20 protein-coding genes and 1 pseudogene are annotated in these 23,584 nt (G+C 73.2%); 11 read left to right on the forward strand and 10 right to left on the reverse strand.

The genetic code is table 11. The features are described from left to right. The gene (locus ACFV9J_RS15155; RefSeq protein ID WP_385354223.1) at positions 1 to 1,176 is read right to left on the reverse strand and encodes a CaiB/BaiF CoA transferase family protein; all 1,176 of its coding nucleotides are present in this window, start codon (positions 1,174 to 1,176) and stop codon (positions 1 to 3) included. Positions 1,177 to 1,383: 207 nt separating this feature from the next. On the opposite strand from ACFV9J_RS15155, the gene ACFV9J_RS15160 reads away from it, so the two are divergent. After that, the gene (locus ACFV9J_RS15160) at positions 1,384 to 2,574 is read left to right on the forward strand and encodes a saccharopine dehydrogenase family protein (RefSeq protein ID WP_385354225.1); all 1,191 of its coding nucleotides are present in this window, start codon (positions 1,384 to 1,386) and stop codon (positions 2,572 to 2,574) included. Between the two features lie 43 nt (positions 2,575 to 2,617). Here ACFV9J_RS15160 and mmpA read toward each other — a convergent pair whose 3' ends face one another. After that, a complete protein-coding gene (gene mmpA / locus ACFV9J_RS15165) occupies positions 2,618 to 2,764 on the reverse strand; it encodes a morphogenic membrane protein MmpA (protein WP_385354227.1) in 147 nt (48 codons plus the stop codon). Between the two features lie 169 nt (positions 2,765 to 2,933). Between mmpA and ACFV9J_RS15170 the strand changes: the two genes are divergently transcribed. Next, positions 2,934 to 3,128 carry a hypothetical protein gene (locus ACFV9J_RS15170; protein ID WP_271154673.1) on the forward strand — a complete coding sequence of 65 codons (195 nt, stop codon included), beginning with the start codon at positions 2,934 to 2,936 and terminating at the stop codon, positions 3,126 to 3,128. Here ACFV9J_RS15170 and ACFV9J_RS15175 read toward each other — a convergent pair. Continuing rightward, positions 3,116 to 3,817 carry an endonuclease V gene (locus ACFV9J_RS15175; protein WP_385354229.1) on the reverse strand — a complete coding sequence of 234 codons (702 nt, stop codon included), beginning with the start codon at positions 3,815 to 3,817 and terminating at the stop codon, positions 3,116 to 3,118. The genes ACFV9J_RS15170 and ACFV9J_RS15175 overlap by 13 nt on opposite strands. A 41-nt stretch (positions 3,818 to 3,858) precedes the next feature. Between ACFV9J_RS15175 and ACFV9J_RS15180 the strand changes: the two genes are divergently transcribed. Beyond that, positions 3,859 to 4,155 (forward strand): YciI family protein, encoded by a 297-nt coding sequence (locus ACFV9J_RS15180; protein WP_385354231.1) that lies wholly within the window; start codon positions 3,859 to 3,861, stop codon positions 4,153 to 4,155. A gap of 9 nt (positions 4,156 to 4,164) precedes the next feature. Here ACFV9J_RS15180 and ACFV9J_RS15185 read toward each other — a convergent pair whose 3' ends face one another. Together ACFV9J_RS15185 and ACFV9J_RS15190 are read right to left on the reverse strand one after the other, a co-directional pair. Next, positions 4,165 to 4,494, reverse strand: coding sequence for a plasmid stabilization protein (locus ACFV9J_RS15185; RefSeq protein ID WP_385354233.1), 330 nt, complete (start codon positions 4,492 to 4,494; stop codon positions 4,165 to 4,167). 72 nt (positions 4,495 to 4,566) lie between these two features. Continuing rightward, complete coding sequence (locus ACFV9J_RS15190; protein WP_385354513.1) at positions 4,567 to 5,613, reverse strand: WD40/YVTN/BNR-like repeat-containing protein; 1,047 nt, start codon at positions 5,611 to 5,613, stop codon at positions 4,567 to 4,569. Between the two features lie 326 nt (positions 5,614 to 5,939). On the opposite strand from ACFV9J_RS15190, the gene ACFV9J_RS15195 reads away from it, so the two are divergent. After that, complete coding sequence (locus ACFV9J_RS15195; RefSeq protein ID WP_385354235.1) at positions 5,940 to 6,356, forward strand: SsgA family sporulation/cell division regulator; 417 nt, start codon at positions 5,940 to 5,942, stop codon at positions 6,354 to 6,356. A 39-nt stretch (positions 6,357 to 6,395) separates the two neighbouring features. Here ACFV9J_RS15195 and ACFV9J_RS15200 read toward each other — a convergent pair whose 3' ends face one another. Further along, a complete protein-coding gene (locus ACFV9J_RS15200; protein WP_385354237.1) occupies positions 6,396 to 7,067 on the reverse strand; it encodes a GPP34 family phosphoprotein in 672 nt (223 codons plus the stop codon). A 299-nt stretch (positions 7,068 to 7,366) separates the two neighbouring features. Here ACFV9J_RS15200 and ACFV9J_RS15205 point away from each other — a divergent pair, with 299 nt between their 5' ends. From ACFV9J_RS15205 to ACFV9J_RS15220, 4 genes and pseudogenes are all read left to right on the forward strand, one after another. After that, a complete protein-coding gene (locus ACFV9J_RS15205) occupies positions 7,367 to 9,001 on the forward strand; it encodes an ABC-F family ATP-binding cassette domain-containing protein (protein ID WP_385354239.1) in 1,635 nt (544 codons plus the stop codon). 7 nt (positions 9,002 to 9,008) lie between these two features. Further along, a pseudogene (locus ACFV9J_RS15210) lies at positions 9,009 to 9,459 on the forward strand (excinuclease ABC subunit UvrA); the annotation flags it as partial. A gap of 212 nt (positions 9,460 to 9,671) precedes the next feature. Then, positions 9,672 to 10,448 carry a dimethylargininase gene (gene ddaH / locus ACFV9J_RS15215; protein WP_385354241.1) on the forward strand — a complete coding sequence of 259 codons (777 nt, stop codon included), beginning with the start codon at positions 9,672 to 9,674 and terminating at the stop codon, positions 10,446 to 10,448. 205 nt (positions 10,449 to 10,653) lie between these two features. After that, positions 10,654 to 11,628, forward strand: a complete 975-nt coding sequence (locus ACFV9J_RS15220) for an acyl-ACP desaturase (RefSeq protein WP_385354243.1) — start codon at positions 10,654 to 10,656, stop codon at positions 11,626 to 11,628. A 50-nt stretch (positions 11,629 to 11,678) separates the two neighbouring features. Here the strand turns inward: ACFV9J_RS15220 and ACFV9J_RS15225 are convergent, their stop codons facing one another. Both ACFV9J_RS15225 and ACFV9J_RS15230 read right to left on the reverse strand, forming a co-directional pair. Then, positions 11,679 to 15,044, reverse strand: coding sequence for a hypothetical protein (locus tag ACFV9J_RS15225; RefSeq protein WP_385354245.1), 3,366 nt, complete (start codon positions 15,042 to 15,044; stop codon positions 11,679 to 11,681). Between the two features lie 55 nt (positions 15,045 to 15,099). Beyond that, positions 15,100 to 15,345, reverse strand: a complete 246-nt coding sequence (locus ACFV9J_RS15230; protein WP_385354247.1) for a WhiB family transcriptional regulator — start codon at positions 15,343 to 15,345, stop codon at positions 15,100 to 15,102. 192 nt (positions 15,346 to 15,537) lie between these two features. Here ACFV9J_RS15230 and ACFV9J_RS15235 point away from each other — a divergent pair, with 192 nt between their 5' ends. Next, complete coding sequence (locus tag ACFV9J_RS15235; protein ID WP_385354249.1) at positions 15,538 to 16,329, forward strand: VOC family protein; 792 nt, start codon at positions 15,538 to 15,540, stop codon at positions 16,327 to 16,329. 109 nt (positions 16,330 to 16,438) lie between these two features. Here ACFV9J_RS15235 and ACFV9J_RS15240 read toward each other — a convergent pair whose 3' ends face one another. Continuing rightward, positions 16,439 to 17,500, reverse strand: a complete 1,062-nt coding sequence (locus tag ACFV9J_RS15240) for a LacI family DNA-binding transcriptional regulator (RefSeq protein WP_385354251.1) — start codon at positions 17,498 to 17,500, stop codon at positions 16,439 to 16,441. A 186-nt stretch (positions 17,501 to 17,686) separates the two neighbouring features. Further along, positions 17,687 to 18,697, reverse strand: coding sequence for a multicopper oxidase domain-containing protein (locus ACFV9J_RS15245; protein ID WP_385354253.1), 1,011 nt, complete (start codon positions 18,695 to 18,697; stop codon positions 17,687 to 17,689). Between the two features lie 200 nt (positions 18,698 to 18,897). Between ACFV9J_RS15245 and ACFV9J_RS15250 the strand changes: the two genes are divergently transcribed. After that, positions 18,898 to 21,375: a ThuA domain-containing protein gene (locus tag ACFV9J_RS15250; protein WP_385354255.1), complete on the forward strand. Its 2,478-nt coding sequence runs from the start codon at positions 18,898 to 18,900 to the stop codon at positions 21,373 to 21,375. Between the two features lie 14 nt (positions 21,376 to 21,389). After that, complete coding sequence (locus ACFV9J_RS15255) at positions 21,390 to 23,579, forward strand: OmpL47-type beta-barrel domain-containing protein (RefSeq protein WP_385354257.1); 2,190 nt, start codon at positions 21,390 to 21,392, stop codon at positions 23,577 to 23,579. Positions 23,580 to 23,584: the final 5 nt, after the last annotated feature.

The following is a 23,584-nucleotide window of genomic DNA, read 5'->3' on the forward strand; positions in this document are numbered from 1 at the left end:
TCACTGAGGGTTGTGTTGGGGGGCCGGGGCCGGGCTGCCCCAGGCGCGGGGCAGCCCCCAGTCGCGGACCACGGCCTCGGTGTCGGCGCCGGGCAGGGCGGGGCCGGTGCGGACGGCGGTGGGGGTCGCGGAGAAGCGGGGTGCCGGGGCCGGCTGGGTGATGCCGTCGTGGTCGGTGAAGGTGGAGCGGGCGGCGAGGTGCGGGTGGTGCGGGGCCTCGCGCAGCGACAGGACGGGGGCCGTACAGGCGTCGGAGTCGGTGAAGACGGCCGTCCACTCGTCGCGGGTACGGGACTTGAAGCGGGCGGCGACGACCGCGCGCAGCTCGGGCCAGCGGGCCATGTCGTCGCGGGCCGGTGCCAGGTCGGGGATGCCGAGCAGCCGCATGAACTCGGCGTAGAACTGCGGTTCGAGCGCGCCGACCGCCATGTACCGGCCGTCGGCGGTCTCGTAGGTGCCGTAGAAGGGGCAGCCGCCGTCGAGGAGGTTGGCGCCGCGCCGGTCCTGCCAGCTTCCGGCGGCCAGCATGCCGTGGATCATCGCCGAGAGGTGGGCGGTGCCGTCGACGATGGCGGCGTCCACGACCTGCCCGGTGCCGTTCTCCCGTGCGTGATGCAGGGCGGCGAGGATGCCGACGACCAGGTAGAGGGAGCCGCCCGCGTAGTCGCCGAGGAGGTTGGCGGGGGCCGCCGGGGGCTCGTCGGGGGCGCCGATCATGCCCAGGGTGCCGGTGAGCGCGATGTACCCGATGTCGTGCCCGGCGCGCCGGGCGAGCGGGCCTTCCTGGCCCCAGCCGGTCATGCGGCCGTAGACGAGGCGCGGGTTGCGGGCGTGGCAGTCCCCAGGGCCCACGCCGAGCCGTTCGGCGACGCCGGGGCGGTAGCCCTCGATCAGGACGTCGGCGCGTTCGGCGAGGTCGAGGACCCGGGCCGGGCCGTCCGGTGCCTTGAGGTCGACGACCACGGAGCGCTTGTTGCGGTTGGTGACGTCGTGGGCGGGGTCGATCCCGAGGCCCGGACCGCCGGGACGGTCGACGCGCACTACGTCGGCGCCCAGGTCGGCCAGGAGCATGGCGGCGAAGGGGCCGGGACCGATACCGGCCAGCTCGACCACGCGCACACCGGCGAGCGGGCCCTCGGCGCCCGGGCTCCTCGTCGGCGTCCTCACTTGCGGCATTCAGCCCCCAGCTCTGTGACACAACCGATGTAACACCAGTGATGCTAAGAACGTGTTCCACTGGGCACAAGACCCGGGCGAGCAAGCGCTTAGCCAATTATGGTGCAGGCTCCTCTCCGGGCCGCGCGATCCTCACGCTAGCCTCAGCCACCGGCAACGGCGCGTGCTGCGGACCCAGGGGTTGCCGACGGGTGACGGAGGGATGTCATGAGCAGGCTGAAGGCGGCCGACCGGCCGTACGACATCGTGCTGTTCGGGGCGACGGGGTTCGTCGGCGAACTGACCGCGGAGTACCTCGCCGCACACGCGCCGGACGGGCTGCGCTGGGCGGTCGCGGGCCGCGACGAGGAGAGGCTGCGCCGGCTGCGCGAGCGGCTGACCGGTGCGGCGGACACCGCGGCGGACGTCGGTGTGCTGCTCGCGGACGTGTCCGACCCGGACTCGCTGCGCGAACTCGCCGGGCACGCGCGCGTGGTGGCCACGACGGTCGGCCCGTACGTCCGTTACGGCGACGCGTTGGTCGCCGCCTGCGCGGACGCCGGCACGGACTACCTCGACCTCACCGGAGAGCCCGAGTTCGTGGATCTGGCCTACGTCCGCCACGACACCCGCGCGCGGGAGACCGGCGCCCGCCTGGTGCACGCCTGCGGTTTCGACTCCGTGCCGCACGACCTCGGCGTGTACTTCACCGTGCGGCAGCTGCCGGAAGGCGTGCCGCTGACCGTGGACGGCTTCGTGACCGTCAGCGCCACGTTCTCGGGCGGTACGTTCGCCTCCGCGCTGGGCCAGTTCGCGCGCGGCCGCGAACTGCGGGCCGCGGCGCTGGAACGCCGGCGGCACGAGCCGCGCCTGGTCGGCCGCCGCGTGGCGACGCCGATCGGGGCGCCGCGGTTCGCCGGGGAGGTGGGGGCGTGGGCGCTGCCGCTGCCCACTGTGGACGCGCAGATCGTGCGCCGGTCCGCGAAGGCCCTGGACCGCTACGGCCCGGACTTCCGCTACCGCCACTACGCGGCCGTACGGCGGCTGCCCGTCGCGGTGGGCGGGGTGGCGGCCGTGGGCGCGCTGGTGGCGGCGGCCCAGGTGCCGCCCGCACGGCGCCGGCTGTCGGCCCGGCTGGCGCCGGGCGAGGGACCGGGCGCCGAGCGGCGGGCGAAGAGCTGGTTCTCGGTCCGCTTCGTGGGCGAGGGAGGCGGCCGGAAGGTGTTCACCGAGGTCGCGGGCGGCGACCCCGGGTACGACGAGACGGCCAAGATGTTCGCCGAGGCGGCGCTCTGTCTCGCCCTCGACGCCCTGCCGCCGACGGCCGGGCAGGTGACCACGGCCGTGGCGATGGGCGACGCGCTGACCGAGCGGCTGCGGGCGGCGGGCATCGGCTTCCGGGTGGCCGCGACCCGCTGACGGGCCGCCCCGGGGCGCCGTGCGGCGCTCCGGGGGCCGGGGCCTACCCGGACCACCCGGCGATCGTGTAGATCATCCCGCCGATCCAGGCCAGACCCGCGCCCACCGCCAGCACCAGACCCGCGACCACGGACCGCTCGACGGGGCGGCCGGACCGGGCCGGGTACTCGGGTGCGCGGTCTGTCGTCATGCCGTCCACCCTGCCCGGACCGCGGGCGGTGGCACATCCGTACGGATACTCAGATCCCTCTGGGCGCTCGGATCCACCGATTTGAGACTTTCACGGTACCCCTCTCCAGGCCACCGGGTGCCGTGTGCGGCGAAGTACCAAATAGGAGTTCAATGAAACGCTTGAAGGCATGAAGTTCCTTCTCGAAGTCACCATGGACGAGGGCGCGCTCGCCGAGGACCCCGCGGGCGAGTTGCAGCGGATCCTGCGGTACTGGGGCGGCAACCTGAAGCACTACGCGCTGCGGCCCGGCGACGGTTCCGAGATCTACGACTCGGCGTACCGGGAGGTGGGCCGCTGGAGCGTCGAGGATCAGGCCGGGTAGGCGGCGTCCCGCAGGGCCGCGCGGCACAGGGCGTCGGCCCTGCGGGTGGTCTCCGGCAGCCGGTGGGCGGGCGTCAGGGCCAGGGTGTGGGCGCAGGCGTTGGCGAGGTCCACCCGGTGCCCGACCGAGACGAAGACCGGCTTCACGCCGTCGCGGGTGCGCACCGCACGCCCGACCTCCTCGGCACCGGCGAGCAGCGGGGACGTGCTGCCGCGCGGGGTGCCGGGGTCGTCGTGGGTGAAGGTGAACGGGTTCTTGGCCACGCCGATCGTGGGCAGGCCGGTGAGGACGCCCAGGTGGCTGGCGAGGCCGAAGCGGCGCGGGTGGGCCAGGCCGTACCCGTCGCACACGACCAGGCCGGGCGGGCAGGGCAGCGCCTCCAGGGCGGCGAGCACGGCCGGGATCTCCCGGAAGGCGAGCAGGCCGGGCACGTAGGGGAAGGAGATCCGGCCGACGGCGGTGGCCTCGGCGACCACGGCGAGGGTCCCGGCGTCCAGTACGACGGCCGCCGCCGCGACGACGTCGCGTTCGTCGTCGTAGGCGACGTCCACGCCGGTCACCCGGCCGGTGCCGGGGGGCGGGCCGGGCTCGTCGCGCACCACGCGGGCGCGCAGTGCGTCCTGGACCGCCCGGGCCCGTTCCTCGGTCGTGGGCCAGCCGGCGGGGATCTGCACGCTCACGGTCGTCATGGTGGCCGCAAGCCTACGGGAGCCCGAGTAGGCTCGCGATCATGTTCGTACTGGAGCTGTCCTACACCGCCCCGCTCGAAGCCGTCGACGCCGTGCTGCCCGACCACGTGGCCTGGCTCGACGGACTGTACGAGCAGGGCGTGTTCCTGGCGTCCGGGCGCAAGGAGACCCGCGAGGGCGGGGTGATCCTCGCCGTCGCCGGGGACCGTGCGCGGATCGAGGAGATCACCGCGGGCGACCCGTTCGTCAGGGCCGGTGTGTGCGCGTACCGCGTCACCGAGTTCGTCGCCACGAAGACGGCGCCCGGGCTGGAGCGCTACCGGGAGACGCTCGGGTAGCGGGACTGCTCACTTGCCCAGTGCCTGGCGCAGCTCGCCCTTGTTCATGCTCGAACGGCCGTGGACGTCCCGGCGCTTGGCCTCCTCGTACAGCTGGTCGTAGGTGGGCCCCTGGGGTCCCTGGCGGTTCCCGGACCGCTGGCCGCCGCGCTTGCTCGGCGACTTGTCCTGCGTCGAGATGCGGCTGGCGGTCTTGGACTCGCCGGACTGCGCGCGCTCCTTGTTCACCGTCCGCGCCGCGATCTCCTTGGCGCGGCCGGTGCTCTCGCCGCGGTCCTTCGCGCTCTTCCTGATGTGCTCGTACTGCCGCTCCCGCTTGGGGCTCGAACCGCTCGGCATGTCCGCTCACTTCCTCTCACGTTCAGCGAACGGTTACCCACGTTACGGACAATCACCCCGGCCCGCCCGGTGTCAGCGCTCCAGCCGGGCGACCCGGCCCTGCTCACCCGCGGCCCAACAGCCCAGGTCCGGGGTGCAGTCCACGGTGTCGTAGGAGCCGGTGTCGACGGTGCGCCAGGTGTGGCCGCCGTCCGTGGTGAGGTCGGTGCCGGTGGGGCCGACGGCGAGGGCCGCGGTGCGGCTGTGCGGGAGCCAGGCGACGCCGGAGCGGTAGGCGGGGGGCGGGCGATCGGCGGGGCGCCAGGTGCGGCCGGCGTCGGAGGTCCGGGCGGCGGCCCGCGGGGAGTCCTCCCCGGGGCGGTAGTCGCCGCCCACGGCGAGTCCGTGGGCGCGGTCGCGGAAGGCGAGGGCGAAGACGCCGCGGGCCGGGTCGCCGGCCGGGACCGGGGCGTCGGTGGCCGTCCAGGTGCGCCCGCGGTCGGCGGAGTGCAGCACGCGCGCGCGTGCGGCCCCGCCGGTGGCCAGCCACACGTCGCTCGACCCGGCGGAGACCAGGCACTGGCCGCTCGCCGCGAACCCGGCCTCGCCCTGCTGCGCGGCCGGCATTCCCGCGTCGGGCAGCACCTTCCAGGAGCGGCCGCCGTCACCGGTCGACAGGATGCGGAACTTCCCGTCCACCGGGTCGCTCATGGCGAGGCCGTGACGGCGGTCGAAGAAGGTCAGGCAGTCGTAGAAGGCCCGGGCGTCGGTGTTGCGGAAGGACTCGGTCCAGGTCGCTCCGCCGTCGTCGGTGCGGTAGATCCGGGACGCCTCGCCCTCGCCGATGGCCAGGACCACGGCCCGGCGGGCGTCGAAGGCCTCGATGTCCCGGAACTCCAGCTCACCGGCGCCCGGCGGGGAGACGTCGCGCCAGGTGTCGCCGCCGTCGGTGGTGCGCAGGACCGTCCCCCCGGTGCCGGCCACCCAGGCGGTGTGCCGGCTGACGGCGGCGAGCCCCCGGAACCGGACGTCGACGACCCCGGTGTCCTTCACGTCCCACTGCGGCCGCTGGTGCGCCTGGGCGGGTACGGCGGTCAGCGCGGCCAGCGCCGCCGCGCAGACCGCCCCGGCGAGCGCCACCTGCCCCGTACGTCTGCCGCCGGCTCGAACGGGCCGTCCCGTGCGTCGCGTGCTTCCCAAGCGCCTCATGGCGGGCGAAGCTAGCCCACGGCCCGCGCGCCGTCCAGAGGGCCGCGACCGCTCGCGCGCACGGTGCGGGCGTGCCGCAAGTGCCCTTCGGAGCACGGGAGGAGAGGCGTGTCACTCCTGGGACCTCCCGGGCATGAACGCGGTGACAGAGGTCACTCGCTCGTCGTGTGCACGGATGGGCTGATTCCGACGTCTCTTCCAGTGCCCGGCCCGCACCACCCGCGAAGCCCGTCCAGCCGTCACGAGGGAGCAAGGCGTTGTCCACCGTCATCGAGCAGTCCGTCGAGGCGCGTCTCGTCGCCGCCGCGCCGCGTATGCCGAGCATTCCCGCCACCCTGCACTACGACCGCGCCGACCCGTTCGCCGTCCGCATGACGTTCCCGGCCCCGGCCACCCTGGAGGGCGTGGAGGTCTGCTGGACGTTCTCCCGCGAGCTGCTCATCGCCGGGATGCAGGAGCCGAACGGCCACGGCGACGTCCGGGTGCGCCCGTACGCGTACGACCGCACCGTCCTGGAGTTCCACGCGCCCGAGGGCACCGCGGTGATCCACGTCCGCTCGGGGGAGCTGCGCCGGTTCCTCCAGGCCGCCGGCGAGCTGGTGCCGGTGGGGCTCGAGTATCTCCAGCTGGACCTGGACCACGACCTGGCGGAGCTGATGCGCGGGAGCTGCTGACCCCACCCCCCTCCCGGCTCCCGCGGCGCCGGACGGCGCTCAGCCGCGCGCGGACACCGGTGCCCGGGCCGTCTCGTCGCTCACCGCGTCCCACACCTCGCCCACGATTTTCCGCATGCCGGGTGCCGCGCTCGCGCACCGCCGGGTCAGTTCCGCGATCCGGTCCCGGCCGCGGACCCCGCCCGCCGTGCCCCCGGGCGCGCCCAGTCCGGCAGCGGCCGCCAGCGTGGCCAGGGCCGCTTCCCGCTCGGAGACCTCCCCGGCCGGCAGCGGCCCTTCCAGCAGGTGCCGTGCCTCCTCCCGCAGCGCCCGCGCCGCGGCGGCCCGCTCGAGCACGTACTCCACGGACGGGAACACGCCGAGCACCCGCTTCTTCTCGGCCCGCAGATATCCCTCGGCGACCAGCTGCTCCCGCACGGCGTCGAAGGTGACCCGGGCGTGCAGCCGCACCCAGGTGCGCCACCGGTGCGGCAGCGACTCGCGGACGAGTTCAAGGAGCCCGTCGAGGACGGCGTCCCCGGTGCGGGAGTCGAGGTCGGCGGGGGTGGCGATGCCCTCGTCGTCGGTGAGCAGACCGCGCTGGGCCAGTTCGGTGAGCGCACCGGCGCGCACCAGGTGGTGGACGCGGGCGGTCTCGGCCGCCGAGGACCGCTCGGGGTCCCAGGCCAGCAGGCAGAGCCGGGCCGGCAGTGAGAGCGAGCCGTTGGGCACGGGGCCTCCTCGGGGTCCGCGTAAATGCGTTGACAGGCCAACCGGGTGTTCTTTAGGTTCGGTACTGCTTCTGTTGCCGCCGATTGGAGAAGGACGTTGCTCGTCTGAGGTCCTGAGACACCGCGTCACACGTATCTCACGTGTGTCCGCCGCGTGCGACCTCGGCGTTCGAGCCGTCCCAGCCTCCTGACGGAGCAGGGCTTCTTTCGTGCCCTCCCCTCGTCCGACGGCGGCCGCCCGCTTCCGGTGTCTCGATACGCGTTTGCCCCTGACCGCTTCGAGCAACCGCGGAGACCCGTATGTCTACTTCCCCCACTTCTCTCACCTGTACGTCCCTGTCCTTCGCCTGGCCCGACGGCACGGCCGTCTTCGACGGACTCGACGTCGCCTTCGGCCCCGGCAGGACCGGCCTCGTCGGCCTCAACGGCGCCGGGAAATCAACCCTGTTGAAGCTGATCGCCGGGCGGCTCACCCCGGCCGAGGGCACCGTCCGGGTGGCCGGCGAGGTGGGCTACCTGCCGCAGAATGTCACGCTCGACACCGCGCTGCGGGTCGACGAGGCGCTCGGCATCGACGGCCGGCGGGCCGCGCTGCACGCCATCGAGGCGGGTGACGTGAGCGAGGCGCACTTCGAGACCGTCGGCGACGACTGGGACGTCGAGGAACGCGCGCTGGCCACGCTCGGCGAGCTGGGCCTGGGCCACATCGGCCTCGACCGCACCGTCGGCGAGGTGTCGGGCGGCGAGTCGGTGCTGCTGCGGCTGGCGGCGCTGCTGCTGCGCCGGCCCGACGTGCTGCTCCTGGACGAGCCCACCAACAACCTCGACGTGTACGCCCGCAGGCGGCTGTACGCGGCCGTCGAGTCCTGGCCGGGGGTGATGGTCGTGGTCAGCCACGACCGCGAGCTGCTGGAACGGGTCGACCAGATCGCCGACCTGCGGGCCGGCTCGGTCACCTGGTACGGCGGCAACCTCACGGCGTACGAGGAGGCGCTCGCCGTGGAGCAGGAGGCGGCCGAGCGGATGGTCCGGGTCGCCGAGTCCGATCTGCGCAGGCAGAAGCGCGAACTGGCCGACGCCCAGGTCGTCCTGGCCCGGCGCAGGCGCTACGGACAGAAGATGTACGACACCAAGCGCGAGCCCCGTGCGGTGATGAAGCTGCGGGCCCGGACGGCCCAGCAGTCCGCGGGCAAGTACCGCATCATGCACGAGGAGAAGCTCGCCGGGGCGAAGGAGCGGCTCGACGACGCGGTGGAGGCCGTGCGGGACGACGACGAGATCCGCGTCGACCTGCCGTACACGGCCGTGCCGCCGGGCCGGACCGTGCTGACCCTGCGGGCGCTGGAGATGGCGTACGGCGCCAAGGTGGCGGGCGGTCTCGATCTGCACGGTCCGGAACGGATCGCGCTGGTGGGGCGCAACGGCGCGGGCAAGACCACGCTGCTGCGCACCGTCGCCGGGGAGCTGGCGCCGGTGGCGGGCGAGGCGACGGCGCACGTGCCGCTGCGGTTCCTGCCACAGCGTCTGGACGTCCTCGACGACGCGCTGAGCGTCGCGGAGAACGTGGCCCGGTTCGCGCCCGGCGCCACCAACAACCGGATCCGGGCGCGGCTGGCGCGCTTCCTGTTCCGGGGCGCCCGCGCCGACCAGCAGGCGGCCACGCTGTCCGGCGGCGAACGCTTCCGGGCGGCGCTGGCGGCGCTGATGCTGGCCGAGCCCGCGCCGCAGCTGCTGATGCTGGACGAGCCGACCAACAACCTGGACATGGCGAGCGTGCGGCAGCTCACCAGCGCGCTGGAGGCGTACGAGGGGGCGCTGCTCGTGGCCAGCCACGACCTGCCGTTCCTGGAGTCGCTCGGCATCACGCGCTGGCTGCTGCTGGAGGAGGGAGAACTGCGGGAAATCACGCCGGACGCTGTCGGGTATTCCGCCTAGCGTCCGCACGCTCCGCATCCCGAAGGGCCGGCTGACCGTGTTCACCGGCGTTTCGGGGGCGGGGAAGTCGTCGGTCGTGTTCGACACGATCGCTGCTCGCCGTTCGCGGCCGGGACCTGGCAGGGGCAGGCCTGCACCAACACCGAGGAGGAGCCGGGACCTCGTGCGCGGCTTCCTGGTCGAGGTCCGCTGCCCGGACTGCGGCGGGGTCCGGCTGAACGCGGCGGCGCTCGCGACCCGGATCGGCAGGCGCTCCATCGCCGACTGCTCCCGGATGCAGACACCGACCTCATCGCCGTACTGAGGGAGATCGACGACCCGGTGGCCTGCCCGTCGCCGGTGCCGCGGTGGCCGCTGCACCCGCGTGACGCCGGGCGCCTCGGTGACCTGCTGCTGCGGCTGCGGCTGCGGCTGCGCGGCAAGGGAAACATCTCCTGGTGGTCGAGCACGACCCGGAAGAGGCCGGGTGATCTTCGAGGGCACCCCGCGCGAGCTGCTCGCGGCCCACGGCTCCGGCACCGCCGAGCATCTCAGGAGGGCTACGAGGGGCTGACGGGGGTTCCGCAGGCGCGGGCCCCCGCTGCATGATGGCGCGGACCGGCGCCGCGTCACGGAGCCGGACAGCCGACGTCGACACAACGCCGATCCGCGCCGACACGAAAGGCCCCGCGTGCCCAGCAAGAAGGCCCTCGTCCGCCGCCCCAGCCCCAGGCTCGCCGAGGGACTGGTGACACACGTCGAGCGGGAGAAGGTCGATCACGGCCTGGCCCTCGAACAGTGGGACGCCTACGTCGAGGCCCTCGGAGCGCACGGCTGGGAGACGCTGGAGGTGGACCCGGCCGACGACTGTCCGGACTCGGTCTTCGTCGAGGACGCCGTCGTCATGTTCCGCAACGTCGCGTTGATCACGCGGCCCGGCGCCGAGTCGCGGCGCGCGGAGACGGCCGGTGTCGAGGAGGCCGTGGCCCGGCTCGGCTGCTCGGTGAACTGGGTGTGGGAGCCGGGCACCCTGGACGGCGGCGACGTCCTGAAGATCGGCGACACGATCTACGTGGGGCGCGGCGGACGGACCAACGCGGCCGGTGTCCAGCAACTGAGGGCGGCGTTCGAGCCGCTGGGCGCCCGGGTCGTCGCCGTGCCCGTGAGCAAGGTGCTGCACCTGAAGTCGGCGGTCACCGCGCTGCCGGACGGGACGGTGGTCGGACACGTCCCGCTGACGGACGTGCCCTCGCTGTTCCCCCGTTTCCTGCCGGTGCCGGAGGAGTCGGGGGCGCACGTGGTGCTGCTCGGCGGGAGCAGGCTGCTGATGGCGGCGAGCGCGCCGAAGACGGCGGAGCTGCTCGCCGATCTCGGTCACGAGCCGGTGCTCGTCGACATCGGGGAGTTCGAGAAGCTGGAGGGCTGTGTGACGTGCCTCTCGGTCAGGCTGCGCGAGCTGTATGACTGAGCACGGCGCGCGCGGCGTTCCCCCGGCCCCGGACCTGCGGGTCTCGGGGCCTTGCCGGGTGCCGCCGGACGGTGGCTGATCAGCGACCTTTACAGTGCGTTTAACCTACGCTCTCGTAACCTACGGTTTCGTAGCCTACGATCCCGTAGGTTCCCGGCACCGCTCGCCGGCTGCTCCGCCCTGTCACACGTCCCTGGAGTTCTTCGTGACGATCGTCTCCCCGCACCTCGGTACTTCCGCCGACTGGACCGACGCCCGGCTGCTGTACGCGCTGGAGGAAGTGGTCGAGAAGGAGCTGAACCGGCATCTGAAGGTCGCCAAGGACTGGATGCCGCACGAGTACGTGCCGTGGACCGAGGCGCGGAACTTCCCGGGGATCTTCGAGGACGGCGAGGCCTGGGAGAAGGAGCAGTCCAAGGTCACCGACATCGGCCGGATCGCCCTCGTGGTGAACCTGCTGACGGAGGACAACCTCCCCAGCTACCACCACGAGATCGCCAGTCTCTTCGGCCGCGACGGCGCCTGGGGCACCTGGGTGCACCGCTGGACCGCCGAGGAGGGCCGGCACGGCATCGTGATGCGCGACTACCTCCTCGCCTCGCGCGCGGTCGACCCGGACCAGCTGGAGCAGTTCCGCATGGCCCACATGAGTGAGGGCTTCGAGTCGGACAACCGGCACTCGATGCTGCACTCGGTGGCGTACGTGGCCTTCCAGGAGCTGGCCACCCGCATCTCGCACCGCAACACGGGCCACCAGTCCGGCGACCCGGTCTGCGACCGCATGCTGGCCCGCATCGCGACCGACGAGAACCTGCACATGGTCTTCTACCGGAACCTGCTGAAGGCGGCCTTCGACCTGGCCCCGGACCTGACGATGCAGGCGGTCCGGGACGTGGTCGTCAACTTCCGGATGCCGGGTCACGGCATGCCCGGCTTCGAGCGGGCCGCCGCGCAGATGGCCATCGGCGAGGTCTACAACCTGCGCATCCACCACGACGACGTGATCCAGCCCGTGCTGCGCTTCCTGAGGATCATGGAGATCGACGGACTCGGTCCCGAGGGGCAGCAGGCCCAGGAGGAGCTGGGGCTGTACATGGGCGGTCTTGACGCCGAGGCCGCCAAGTTCGACGAGAAGCTGGCGGCGCGCAAGGCCCGGATGGCGGCCCGCGCGGCGGGCTGACCGCCCGCCGGGCCCGGCCTCCCCGGCCCGGCCCCGCGGGCCGACCGGCGTCACTCGTGGGCCGTCGTCTCCTCCAGTGCCGCGTCGCGCACGTCGGGGACCGGGTGGCGGCGCAGGGTGCGCAGCAGTTCCCGCCACGGCGCGGGCCAGTCCTCGCGCTCGCCGAGCGCTCCGGTGACGGCGACGGCCACGAGCCCCTGGGCGTGTCCGCCGTCTTCGGCCAGCGCCCTGGCCTCGGCGAGCAGCACCGTGGCGTCGCCCGGCTGCTCCCGGCCCCTGAGGCGTTCGCCGATCGCGTCGGCGATCCGCGCCGCGAGCGCCGGCCGGTCGGTGCCGACCAGGGCGGCCACCCGGTCCAGGCGCGGCGGTACGGCGGTCAGGTCGAGGTGACCGGCCGCGAGTTCGGCGGCCCGCGCCACGTGGGCGTCGTACCCCTGGAGCAGTTCGGCGGCGGCACGGGCGACCGGGCGGACCGCCGCGTCCGGGCGGAAGACACTCGCCCGGAGCCCGGCGACGAGGTACTCGACGCGCTGCCAGGCCGGCCGGTCCCGCCGCTCGCCCGCGTCGTCGTCCTCGCCGGCTTCCGCCCCGGCCAGCGCGCGCAGCGTCTCTAGCAGGCCGGACCGGCCCTGCGGAGCGCTCGACGCCGCGCCGATCAGTGCGTTCGCCGCCGCGTGCCAGGTCGCGCGGTTCGACAGGTCCGTGACGGCCCCGGCCAGTACCCGGGCGCCGTCGTCCGACCAGGGGATCCACCGGCCCAGGGCATGGAAGGCGAGGAGCGCGGTGGCGGGGTCGTCGTCGGTGGCGGCCACGTCGCGGACCAGGCCGGCGTACCGGCCGCGGTGCGCCTCGGGCAGGTCACGCGGCACCGTCCGCAGCAGGGCGGCCCGCAGCACCGGCGCACCGCCCGCGGCGTCGCGCAGCAGGTCCCAGACCTCCTCCCGGGCGAGCAGCCCGGCGGCGAAGGCGACACAGGCGGCGCGTACGTCGGGGTGGGTCCCCGGGCGGGCGCAGACCTCGGTGACCAGGGCCGCCGCGTCCGGCACGGGAAGGCGGACCGCGGCGAGCCGGACCGCTTCCTTCCGGCTGGTCACCTTGGCGTCCGGGGCCCCCAGTACGTCCCGCAGGGCGCCCGCGAGGCGGGACGGCGGCGCCTGCCGGGAGGCCTGGGTGACCGCGTACACGGCGACGCGGGCCCGGTCGCCGCCGGCGTGCGACAGCAGTTCGGGCAGGGCCTCGGCGGCCCGGTCGGTGCGGGCCAGGGCGGCGAGCGCGGCCTCGGCGAGGACGACGTCCGCCGATCCGGTCCAGCGGCGTACGAGGTCGGCGCCGCCGTCGGGCACGGTGGCCGCCCGCGTGACGGCGTTCGCGCGCGCGTGCAGCGGCAGTCCGGCGTCGGCGGCCAGGGCGGCGCAGCGCGCCAGCAGCGCGGCCTGCTGGCGCGGCACCCACCGGCTCACCTCGTGCGCGGTCACGGGCACGGACCAGGGGGTGCCCTTGGTCAGGAAGCGGCCGTAGGGCGGGCTCTCGGCGAGCAGCGGGTCGAGCAGGTCGGTGCGGCGTCTTGCGACCACCGCGCGCACCGGCTCCAGTGCGGCCGCCGAGGGTTCCCGGGCGAGGACGCGGGCCGCCCGTTCGTCGCGGGTGGCGGACGGTTCGAGCCACAGGCCGATCGCGGTGCGCGCGGTGGTGTCGTTGCCGTAGCGGACGGCCTGCCACAGCTGGTCCTGGAGTTCCGGCATGCCGCCGGCGCGCGGGCCCACGGCACGGGCGAGCGCGAAGGCGAGGCCGTAGTCGGCCTTCTCGGCGCCCGCCTCGATCCACGGGCGCAGCGCCTCGTACACCTGGTGCTCCTGGCCGCGCCGCAGGGTGCGGTCGAGGCGGCCGAGGTCGGCGCCGCCCGTGGTGCCGGATATCCGCACGAGGGTGCGCAGGGCCCAGTTCACCAGCGTGCGGGTGCCGCCCGCCGCGTGCTCGCACAGCACGGCCAGGGCCAGTTCGCCGAGCGCCCGGCGGGTCTGGGGCGAGGAGTCGCGCGCCTCGACGGCGTCGGTGGCGAGGCGGGCCAGAGGCTCGACGGCCTCCTCGGTGAACAGTGCGGCCGGAATGCCGCACGCCGCCCGCAGCGCGGCGCACCGCACCGGGTCCTGCTCGTTGCGCAGCCGCGCCATGTCCTCCAGTACGGCGGTGACGGCGGCCGGGTCGCCCGAGCGAGCGGCGTTGCGGATCAGCAGCGGCCAGGCCCGGGCGCGGTCGTCGGCGTCCGGACGCCGGGTGGCCGCCAGCAGCCGGTCGTGCGCCTCGGCCACCGGGAGGAAGGACTCGGCGACGAGGACCGTGTGCTCGGCCGCACCGGCCTCCCGCGCGCGTGCGGCGGCCTCCCGGGCCTCGCGCGCGGCGTGGCGGCGCGGCAGCACCTCGAGGAGCGCCTCGTCGACGCCGACCGTGCCGCCGGTTCCCCGACCCTGGCTCACGGCCGTCCACAGGGCGTGGCGCCGGGCGGGCGGGAGCGCCTTCAGCAGCCTCGGGAGGCCGCCGAGGGGCACCAGGGCCCGGGCGTAGGCGACGAGTTCGGGCGAGTCGGTGCGGGTCAGCCGGTACAGCACCGTGCGTCCGAGCCGGTGGACGCCGACGGCGGACGTCCAGGCGGGGGTGAGCAGCAGGCGCAGGACACGCCGCGGGTCGGCGCCGGCGAACGCGGGAAGGTGGCCGCGCAGTTCGTACGGCAGGCCGCTTGGTCCCCGCTCCTCCAGCATCCGCAGCCACCGCGCGGGCTCGGCGGGCGCGAGGGTGGCCACCGCCGGCGCGTACCGGCGCCACCAGTCGTCGCGCAGGGCTTCGGGCTGGGCGACCAGCTCCGCCTCCAGTGCGGCGGACAGCGTCGCGCGGTGCCGCTTGGCGAACGGGGTCCAGGACCGGACGGCGTACAGCAGCCCGGGCAGCAGCAGGGCGACCTTCGGTGTGGTGCAGCCCGGCAGTAGACGGGTCGCCTCGATGTCGCCCCAGTCGCGGCGCACCCCGTCCACCAGCCGGTCGGCGAGGGCGGTGCGTCCGCCGGCGGCGACGGCGCGCAGCAGGCTCCGGCGGACCGTCTCGGGGGCGTCGGCGAGACCCGCCTCGAAGGCGGCGTCGGGCACGCCCAGCGTGTCGGCCACCCGCAGGGCGTGGCCGCGCACGTACGGGTCGGGGTCGGCGATCCGGTCCGCGATCCACTCGGTGTCACGGGCGGCGGACGCGGCGACGACGGCGAGCCTGCGTCCGTACGCCCCGTGCCGTTCGAGCTCGGCGAGCAGCGACCGCGGGTCGGGCGACTCCCGGGTGCGCGCCACGAGTTCCCGCATGCGCCGCGGGTGGGCGAGCGGATCGAGGGCGTGCAGCAGGCTGTCTGCCTCGTGCTGTGCGGCGGTTCGGGACATGCCGGGATTCTGCCCGGCTCGACGGGTGCGGCACAGCGAATTACCGGGACCGGGCTCAGGGCATGGGGCGCCGCAGCGCCAGCCGTTCCTTCTCCGACAGGCCGCCCCAGACGCCGAAGCGCTCGTCGTTGCTCAGCGCGAACTCCAGGCAGGTCGAGCGGATCGGGCACAGGGCGCAGATGCGCTTCGCGTCCCGTACGGAGCTGCCGGGCTCGGGGAAGAAGAAGTCTCCCCCGGTCTGCGCGCACAACGCCTCCTCCTGCCAGCTGAGGTCGGGCGCCGCGGTCGTCTCGGTGTGCATGCGCAGCAGCCTGCCGGGAAGCGAAAAACGTTCGATCAACGCGGCATCAACGCCGCGCACCCGGCGCCCCCAGCAGATCAGATCGTCCTCCGCCGCGCACGGCGGCGCACGGCGGCGCGCGGAAGCGGTCACCGGTGGTCGGTGGAAGACTCGTCGGTGCAGGCAACGGGACCCTTCCGAGGAGGGCGAATCATGCTCACGACCCGTTTCGTCACCGGCGCTCCGAACTGGCTCGACGTCGGCACCTCCGACCTCGACGGCGCCACGTCCTTCTACGGCGGCCTCTTCGGCTGGCGGTTCCGGTCGGCGGGGCCGGAGGCCGGCGGCTACGGCTTCTTCGAGCTGGACGGCCGGATCGTGGCCGGCGGCATGGGCACGACCGAGGAACAGGGCCCGCCGTCGTGGACGGTGTACTTCCAGGCCCCGGACGCCCGTGCCGCCGCCCGCGCCTCCGGGCAGGCGCACGGCGGTGTCCTCGTGCAGCCGATGGACGTCATGGACCAGGGCACCATGGCGATCCTCGCCGACCGGGCCGGGGTGCCGTTCGGCATCTGGCAGCCGGGGCAGCGCGCCGGCCTGGACGTGACCGGCGAGACCGGCGCGCTGTGCTGGGTCGAGCTGCACACCGCGGACATCGCCGCAGCCGCCGCGTACTACCGTGCGGTGCTGGGCCTGGAGACCTCCGGAGTCTCCTTCCCCGGCGGCTCCTACACCTGCGTCAACCCGGCCGGAGAGGGCGAGGACGCCATGTTCGGCGGCCTCGTCCCGCTCGCCGAGGATCCCGCGGACACGGACACCGACGCCGGATGGCTGCCGTACTTCGCGGTGGACGACGCGGACACCGCCCTCGCCCGGACCACGGAGCTGGGCGGCACGGTGCGGATGCCCGCGACGGACATCGAGGGCGTCGGCCGCGTCGCCCGACTGGCCGACCCGTACGGCGCCCGGTTCGCGGTACTCAGGCCCGCACCGCGCCAGGGGTAGGGCACGGGGCGCGTCCGGCACTCGCGGTCACGTCGGGGCCCGGCACCCGGACGCACTCGGGTCCGGGGCGGGACCGACGTCCGGCCCCACGGGGTGTGGTGGGACCGGCTCATGCCGTGGATCGGTGGACCAGGGTCGTCGGCAGGACCACGCCGGGCGGGGCGGCGGTCGGTGTCTGCGCGGCGTCGGAGTCGGTGGCGTCGGCGGCGGTTCCGCGGTCCAGGCCGCGCAGGAGCAGGCGGGCCATCAGCCGGCCCATGCCCTCGATGTCCTGGCGGACGGTGGTCAGCGGCGGGTCGGTCTGTTCGGCGACGGGCAGCATGTCGTCGAAGCCCACCACGGCCACGTCCTCCGGCACCCGCCGCCCGCGTTCGCGCAGCACCCGCAGGGCGCCCGCCGCGGTGAGGTCGTTGGCCGCGAACACGGCGTCCAGGCCGGGGCACCGGTCGAGCAGTTCCCGCATCGCCCGCTCCCCGCCGCCCGGGGTGAAGTCCCCCCGCGCGACCAGCCCCGGGTCGGCGCCGGGGCGGACGTCGCGGAAGCCCGCGAGCCGGTCGGCGGCCGAGGTCTGGTCGAGCGGGCCGGTGATGTGCGCGATGCGGGTGCGGCCGAGCCCGGCCAGGTGGTGGACGGCCGAACGGGCGCCGCCGCGGTTGTCGCTGTCCACGTAGACCACGTCGTCCCGCCCGTCGTCCCAGTCGGGGCGCCCGCCGAAGACGGTCGGCACCCCGGCACTGCGGACCAGGCCGGGCAGCGGGTCGTGCAGGTGCAGGGAGAAGACGAGGGCACCGTCGACGTGCCCGCCGGCCAGGTAGCGCCCGACGCGGGCGTGGTCCTCGCGGCCCTCGGTGAGCAGCAGCACGAGCTGGTTGTCGTGGGCCGTCAGTTCCTTGCTGATGCCGCGCAGTTGCTGGGCGAAGTAGGGGTCGGCGAACACCCGGGTCTCCGGTTCCGCGGCGACGACGGCGACGGCCTGGTGCCGCCGGGTCACCAGGGAGCGGGCGGCCTGGTTGGGCACGTAGCCGAGTTCGTCCACCGCGCGCCGCACCCGCTCGGCGAGCGCGTCCCGGACCCCGTGGGCCCCGTTGACCACGCGGGACACGGTGGCCCGCGAGACCCCGGCGCGCTCGGCCACGGCCTCGAGCGTGGGGCGCGGCCCGGTCTCGGTCACGTGCGGCTCCTCCTCGGCGGCTGCGGCTCAGGATAGCGGCAGGCCGCGGCGCGGGAGGGGGCGCTCCGGGGACCGAAAACGTTCTTGTGCGCGGGCGGGTGCGGGCGTCAGCATGGGCGTATGTACAGAAGAACGGTCCACGACAGCTGACCGGCGGCGCCGGTGGCGGCGCCGGCCGGCCCCGGCTCAGTGCTCGTGTTCGTGCGCGGGCGCAGGCGCCTCGCCCGACGCCGTCGCTCCGTGTTCGTGCGGTTCGTACCCCGGGATCGTGCCGTCCGGCTTCTTCACCAGGAACAGCCCCACCATCCCCATGTCGGAGTGGCTCTGGACATGGCAGTGGTACATCCACGCCCCGGCGCCCACTCCGTCCCCCGCGATGATCTGGAAGCCGAAGGAGTCGGCCGGGCCGGTGATCTTGTTGTCGATGACCCGGGACGGGTCGTCGGGGCCGGTGAGGATGCCGGTGCGGTTGTCCGCCCAGCGGTGACCGTGCATGTGGAAGGTGTGGTAGTACTCGCCGTGCGTGATCATGACGATCTCCACGCGGTCGCCCACGGTGGCCTCGAAGTCGGGGCCGGTGTGCGGCTTGCGGTTGTTGATGGTCATGTCGTTGAAGACGATCGTGTGCGTGGCGTCCGGCAGCACGTCCCCCTTGCGGCGCACGATCACCGGGCCGTACAGGCCGTTGCGGATGCCTCCGGTGCCGTGTTCGGTGCCCACGACGTGGTCGTGGTAGTGCCAGTAGCCCGCGCTGCCCGGCCGCCAGGTGCCGTCGTCGCGGCGGCCCGGTTTGTGGGTGCGCCAGGTGTAGGTGCGGGTGCCGCCGGGCTCGACGTCGCTCTTGTTCATCGCGGTGCCGTCGCTGGAGATCTCGTAGTCCAGGCCGTGCACGTGCAGGCTGGCCCGCACGTCCATCGTGTTGGTGAACTCGATGTGCAGTGTGTCGCCCTCGTTGACCTCGATCAGCGGGCCGGGGACCGACGCCTTGCCTTTCTCGAAGCCGTAGCCCATCTGACCGTCCGCCAGCTTCTCGGCGTACATCTTGAGGTGTCTCACCTCGCCCCCGGCCGGTGCCGTCCTCGCGGTGATCCCCTTGGCCGCGGGGGCGGCGCCCGCGACCTCCGGAGCGATGGACAACGATGTCGCGGCGGCCGCGCCGCCCAGCAGTACCCGTCGGTTGAAGCCTCGCCTGTCCATGCCGAACTCCCCACGCCGATACGGAATGTGCGCAGACCCAGGACCTGATTGGCTGTGATGAGCCTGTGGGACCGTACCGGTTGCCGCCGCGTTTATCCACACTCAGGACAAAGTTCGTTCGATTGCGGTCATACCTATTGGCGTACCGCGCAAAGAGGTCTAGCTTCCTTGGCGCTGCTGCCGTGACCGAGGAGGTGCCCATGCCCTTAAGAGGTTTGAGCGCGAGGAGAAGAGGCTGGGCGGCGTGCGCCACCGCCGCTTTCGTCGCCGCGGGACTGCTGGCCGGCCCTGCCGCCAGCGCACGTCCGGCGCCGGACCCATCCCTGACAACGATGTCGATCAAGTCGCCGCCCGGCGGCGCCAATGTACGGGTGCTGATCTTCTACGGTTCCGCCGCGGCCGGGGACGAGTCACCGGTCGTGAACGCCGGCATCTCGGCCATCGAGCGGATCGGTCTCTCCGGGCCTGCCAAGGAGCAGTTCAAGGTCGAGGCCACGGACAACGCCAACGTCTTCACCAACGAGAAGAGGCTCGGCCGCTTCAACGCGGTCGTGTTCCTGACCGGCGGCGGCGATGTCCTGACGCCTGCTCAGGAGGCGGGCCTGGAGGCGTACATGGAGGCCGGGGGCGGGTTCCTCGGCGTGCACGACGCGGCCCGCGCGGAGCCGTACTCGGACTGGTTCACCGGTCTGGTCGGCGCGCGTCCGGCCGCCGGCAGTCCGACGAAGGTCCAGCGGGCCACCGTCGAGGTCGGTGACCGTCGGCATCCGGCCACCAAGGACCTGCCGCTGGAGTGGAAGCGCCCCGACGAGTGGCTGAACTGGCAGAAGAACCCGTCCGGCGAGGTCCACACCGTGGCCCGGGTGCGCGAGTCGACGTACCAGCCCGGGGAGAGCGCCAACGGCTGGGACCACCCGGTCAGCTGGTGCCGGGACTACGACGGCGGCCGGTCGTTCTACACCGGCATGGGCGGCACGGTGTCGTCGTACGACGAGACCGACTTCCGCACGCATCTGCGCGGCGCCCTGATGTGGACGACCCGGCTCTCGCAGGCCGACTGCAAGGCGACCATCACCGCCAACTACAAGGCCGAGCGGCTCACCGAGCCCAACCAGCCCGGCCAGAACGACCAGATCGGCGAACCGCACGGCCTGGTCACCGCCCCCGACGGCCGCGTCTTCTACATCGGCCGCGGCGGCACGGACTCCTCCCACCCCGTGGTGACCGACTGGAACGACCCGGACGTCGGCAAGGGCACGGGCCAGATCCACGTCTGGGACCCGAAGACCGACAAGGTCACCCTCGCGGGCGCGCTGACCGTCTTCGGCAACAAGGGCGGCGGCGACGAGCTGACCAAGGTCGAGGAGGGCCTGCTCGGCATCGAGCTGGACCCGGAGTTCGAGGAGAACGGGTGGGTGTACCTGCACTACACCCCGCACTCCGAGATCAACCGGGACACGCACATGGCCGAGCGGCGGGTCTCCCGCTTCACCCTCGACCCGGCCACCAACAAGCTGGACATGGGCAGCGAGAAGGTGCTGCTCAAGTGGCCGGTGCAGATCCACAGCTGCTGCCACGCGGGCGGCGGGATGGCCTGGGACTCCAAGGGGAACCTGTACATCGCCACCGGTGACAACAACTCCAGCGGATTCAGCGACGGTTACTCCGGCAACAATCCGGAGCCCAACTTCAAGGGCGTGTCCTTCGCCGACGCGCGCCGCACGGCCGGCAACACCAACAACCTCAACGGCAAGATCCTGCGCATCCACCCGGAGCCGGACGGGACGTACACGCTCCCGGAGGGCAACCTCTTCACCGGCAAGGAGACCGCCGAGGGCGGCGGCAAGACGCGCGGCGAGATCTACGTGATGGGTGTGCGCAACCCGGCGCGCATCTCCGTCGACAAGAAGACCGACACCCTGTACGCGGGCTGGGTCGGCCCGGACGCCGGTGCCCCGTCGCCGACGTGGGGTCCGGCCAAGTACGACACGTTCGCCACCATCACCAAGGCGAGCAACCGCGGCTGGCCGTACTGCATGGGCAACAAGCAGCCGTACCGGGACCGGAACCTGCCGGATCCGTCGAAGCCGCTGGGCTGGTACGACTGCGACCACCCGAAGAACGAGTCGCCGAACAACGACGGCCTGGTCAACCTGCCGCCGGTGACCGGCAACAACATCTGGTACTCGCCGCAGGGCGGCGGTCCCGACTACCCGCGCGACGAGAACGGCGTCCCGTCGTACGAGCAGGACGAGGCCACGTACAAGCTGCCCTGGCTCAAGGGCGGCGGCCAGGCCGCGATGAACGGCCCGGTCTACCGCTACGACGCCGACAGCACCAGTGACACCAAGTGGCCCGCGTACTGGGACGGCAAGTGGTTCGTCGGTGACTTCTACGACTCCGACCAGCCGCGCAACGCGGTGCTGATGGACCCGAAGACGCAGGGCGACGGCGGTCTGCCGGTGCACTCGGAGTCCCTGAAGAAGATCGTGCCGGTCGGCAACGACGGCATCAAGAACCTGATGGGCTGGAAGTTCGGCCCGGACGGCGCGCTGTACGTCCTGGACTACGGCCGCGGCTTCTTCACCTCGGACTCCAAGTCGGCCCTGTGGCGGGTCACCTACGAGGGCGGCGGCCCGACGCCGGCCGCCGGACAGCTGGCGAGGGGGACCGAGTGATACGCCAACGAAGAATGTGGGCCGCGCTGCTGGCCGGCCTGCTGATGGTGCTCGGACTGCAGGCGACGTCCGCCTCCGGACAGCCCGCGGCGGCGCCCGCCGCGGCCGCCGCCGACCAGGTGCTCACCTGGACGGCCGGTGACGACATCACCAAGTACACGTCGGCGCCCGAGACGGCGGTGGCCGGTCCGGCCACGATCGTCTTCGAGAACAGTGAGGCCACCGGCAACACCACCGGCATGCCGCACACGCTGACGTTCATGACCAGCGATCCCGCGTACAACCAGGACGTCCAGCTGAACATCCTGGCCAACCCGAACGACGCCGAGGGCGGCAAGCACACCGCCGAGGTCACCCTCACCCCCGGCAAGTACATGTACCACTGCACGATCCCGGGCCACGGCCAGATGACGGGCGTGCTCGTGGTCACCGAGGGCGGCGGCGGCGAGGACACCACGGCGCCCGCGACCTCGGCCGAGGTGGGCGGCACGCAGAACGCCGACGGCGCGTACGTCGGTTCCGCGACCGTGAGCATCGCCGCCACCGACGAGGGCGGCTCGGGCGTGGAGCGGATCGAGTACGCGATCGGTGCCGACGGCGCCTGGCAGCCGTACACCACGCCGGTCGTCGTCGACCAGGTCGGCGAGCACACGGTGCGCTACCGGGCCTTCGACAAAGCGGGCAACACCGCCGAGGAGAAGAGCGTCACGTTCGCCGTGGCCGCGCCGGACACCGACGACACGACCGCGCCGGAGACCTCGGCGACGGTGAGCGGGGAAAAGAACGCGGACGGTGCCTATATCGACATGGCGACCGTGACCGTCACCGCCTCCGACACCGGTTCCGGCGTCAACACCATCGAGTACGCGGTCGGCGACGGCGCCTGGACGGCGTACACGGCGCCGGTCATGGTGCACGAGGTCGGCGAGCACACCGTGCGCTACCGGGCCACCGACAAGGCGGGCAACGTCGCCGCGGAGAAGAGCGTCGCCTTCACCGTGGCCGCCGCTCCCCCGCAGGACACCACCCCGCCGGTGACCGGCGCGACCGTGGACGGCACCAAGAACTCCGACGGCGCCTACGTCGGCAGTGCGAAGGTGACCGTGAACGCCGCGGACGAGGGCGGGTCCGGTGTCGCCGGTGTGGAGTACTCGCTGGACGCCGGGCCCTACCTGGCGTACACCGACCCGGTGGTCGTGGACCGGGTGGGCCGGCACACCGTGGCGTACCGGGCGAGCGACAAGGCGGGCAACACCTCCGAGCCGCTGACCGTGAGCTTCACGGTGGTGGCGGGCCAGGTGCCGCCGCCGCCCTGCCCGGAGTACGACGAGCGGCAGACGGTGATCGTCGGCACGGTCGACTCGGGGGTGCCGAACCGGGTGACCAACAACCGGTGCCGGATCAACGAGATGATCGAGGACGAGAAGGAGTGGACGTCCCAGGCGCTGTTCCTCAAGCACGTCCGTGAGGTCATGGACGGCCTCCTGGACGAGGGCGTCGTCGACAAGCGGGAGTACCGGGCGATCAACAAGGCCGCCAAGCAGTCGAAGATCGGCCGGCCCGGCCAGACCGAGGGCTACCGCACGATCCTCGACGGCAGCCAGGAGTCCTTCGCCAAGTGGGAGCAGGTGGGCGGCGGTTCGTTCGGGCTGAACCCGGACGGCTCGATCACGTCCAGCACCAGCACGCCCGGCATGGGCATGCTGTGGTTCCCCGAGCGCAAGTACGGCGACTTCTCGCTGAAGCTCCAGTGGCGTGACGACGCGGCGGGCACCGCGAACACCAACGGCGGCGTCTTCGTGCGCTTCCCGCAGGTGCACGACCACCCGGAGGAGTCCCGGCCGGAGTGGGTCGCCATCAAGTACGGACACGAGGTACAGGTGTTCGACAGCCCGACCGGCGACATGTACAAGACGGGCTCGCTCTACGGCTTCGACCGGGTCGGCCTGGCCGGCGCGGGCGTGACGGAGAAGGGGACCTGGAACGACTACGAGATCCGGGTGGTGGACCAGCACTTCTCCATCTACCGCAACGGCGTGCTGATCAACGAGTTCGACAACTTCGGCGGCCAGACCTTCTACCCCGAGCGCTCGGACGACCCGGGCACCGACGGGCGGCGGTTCGCCTCCGGCTACATCGGACTCCAGGTGCACAGCACCTCGGACGTGGTCTCGTACCGCGACGTCCGGATCAAGGACCTGTAGGTCCC

Source organism: Streptomyces sp. NPDC059906 (assembly GCF_042730645.1).
GTDB classification, from domain to species: domain Bacteria; phylum Actinomycetota; class Actinomycetes; order Streptomycetales; family Streptomycetaceae; genus Streptomyces; species Streptomyces rubrogriseus.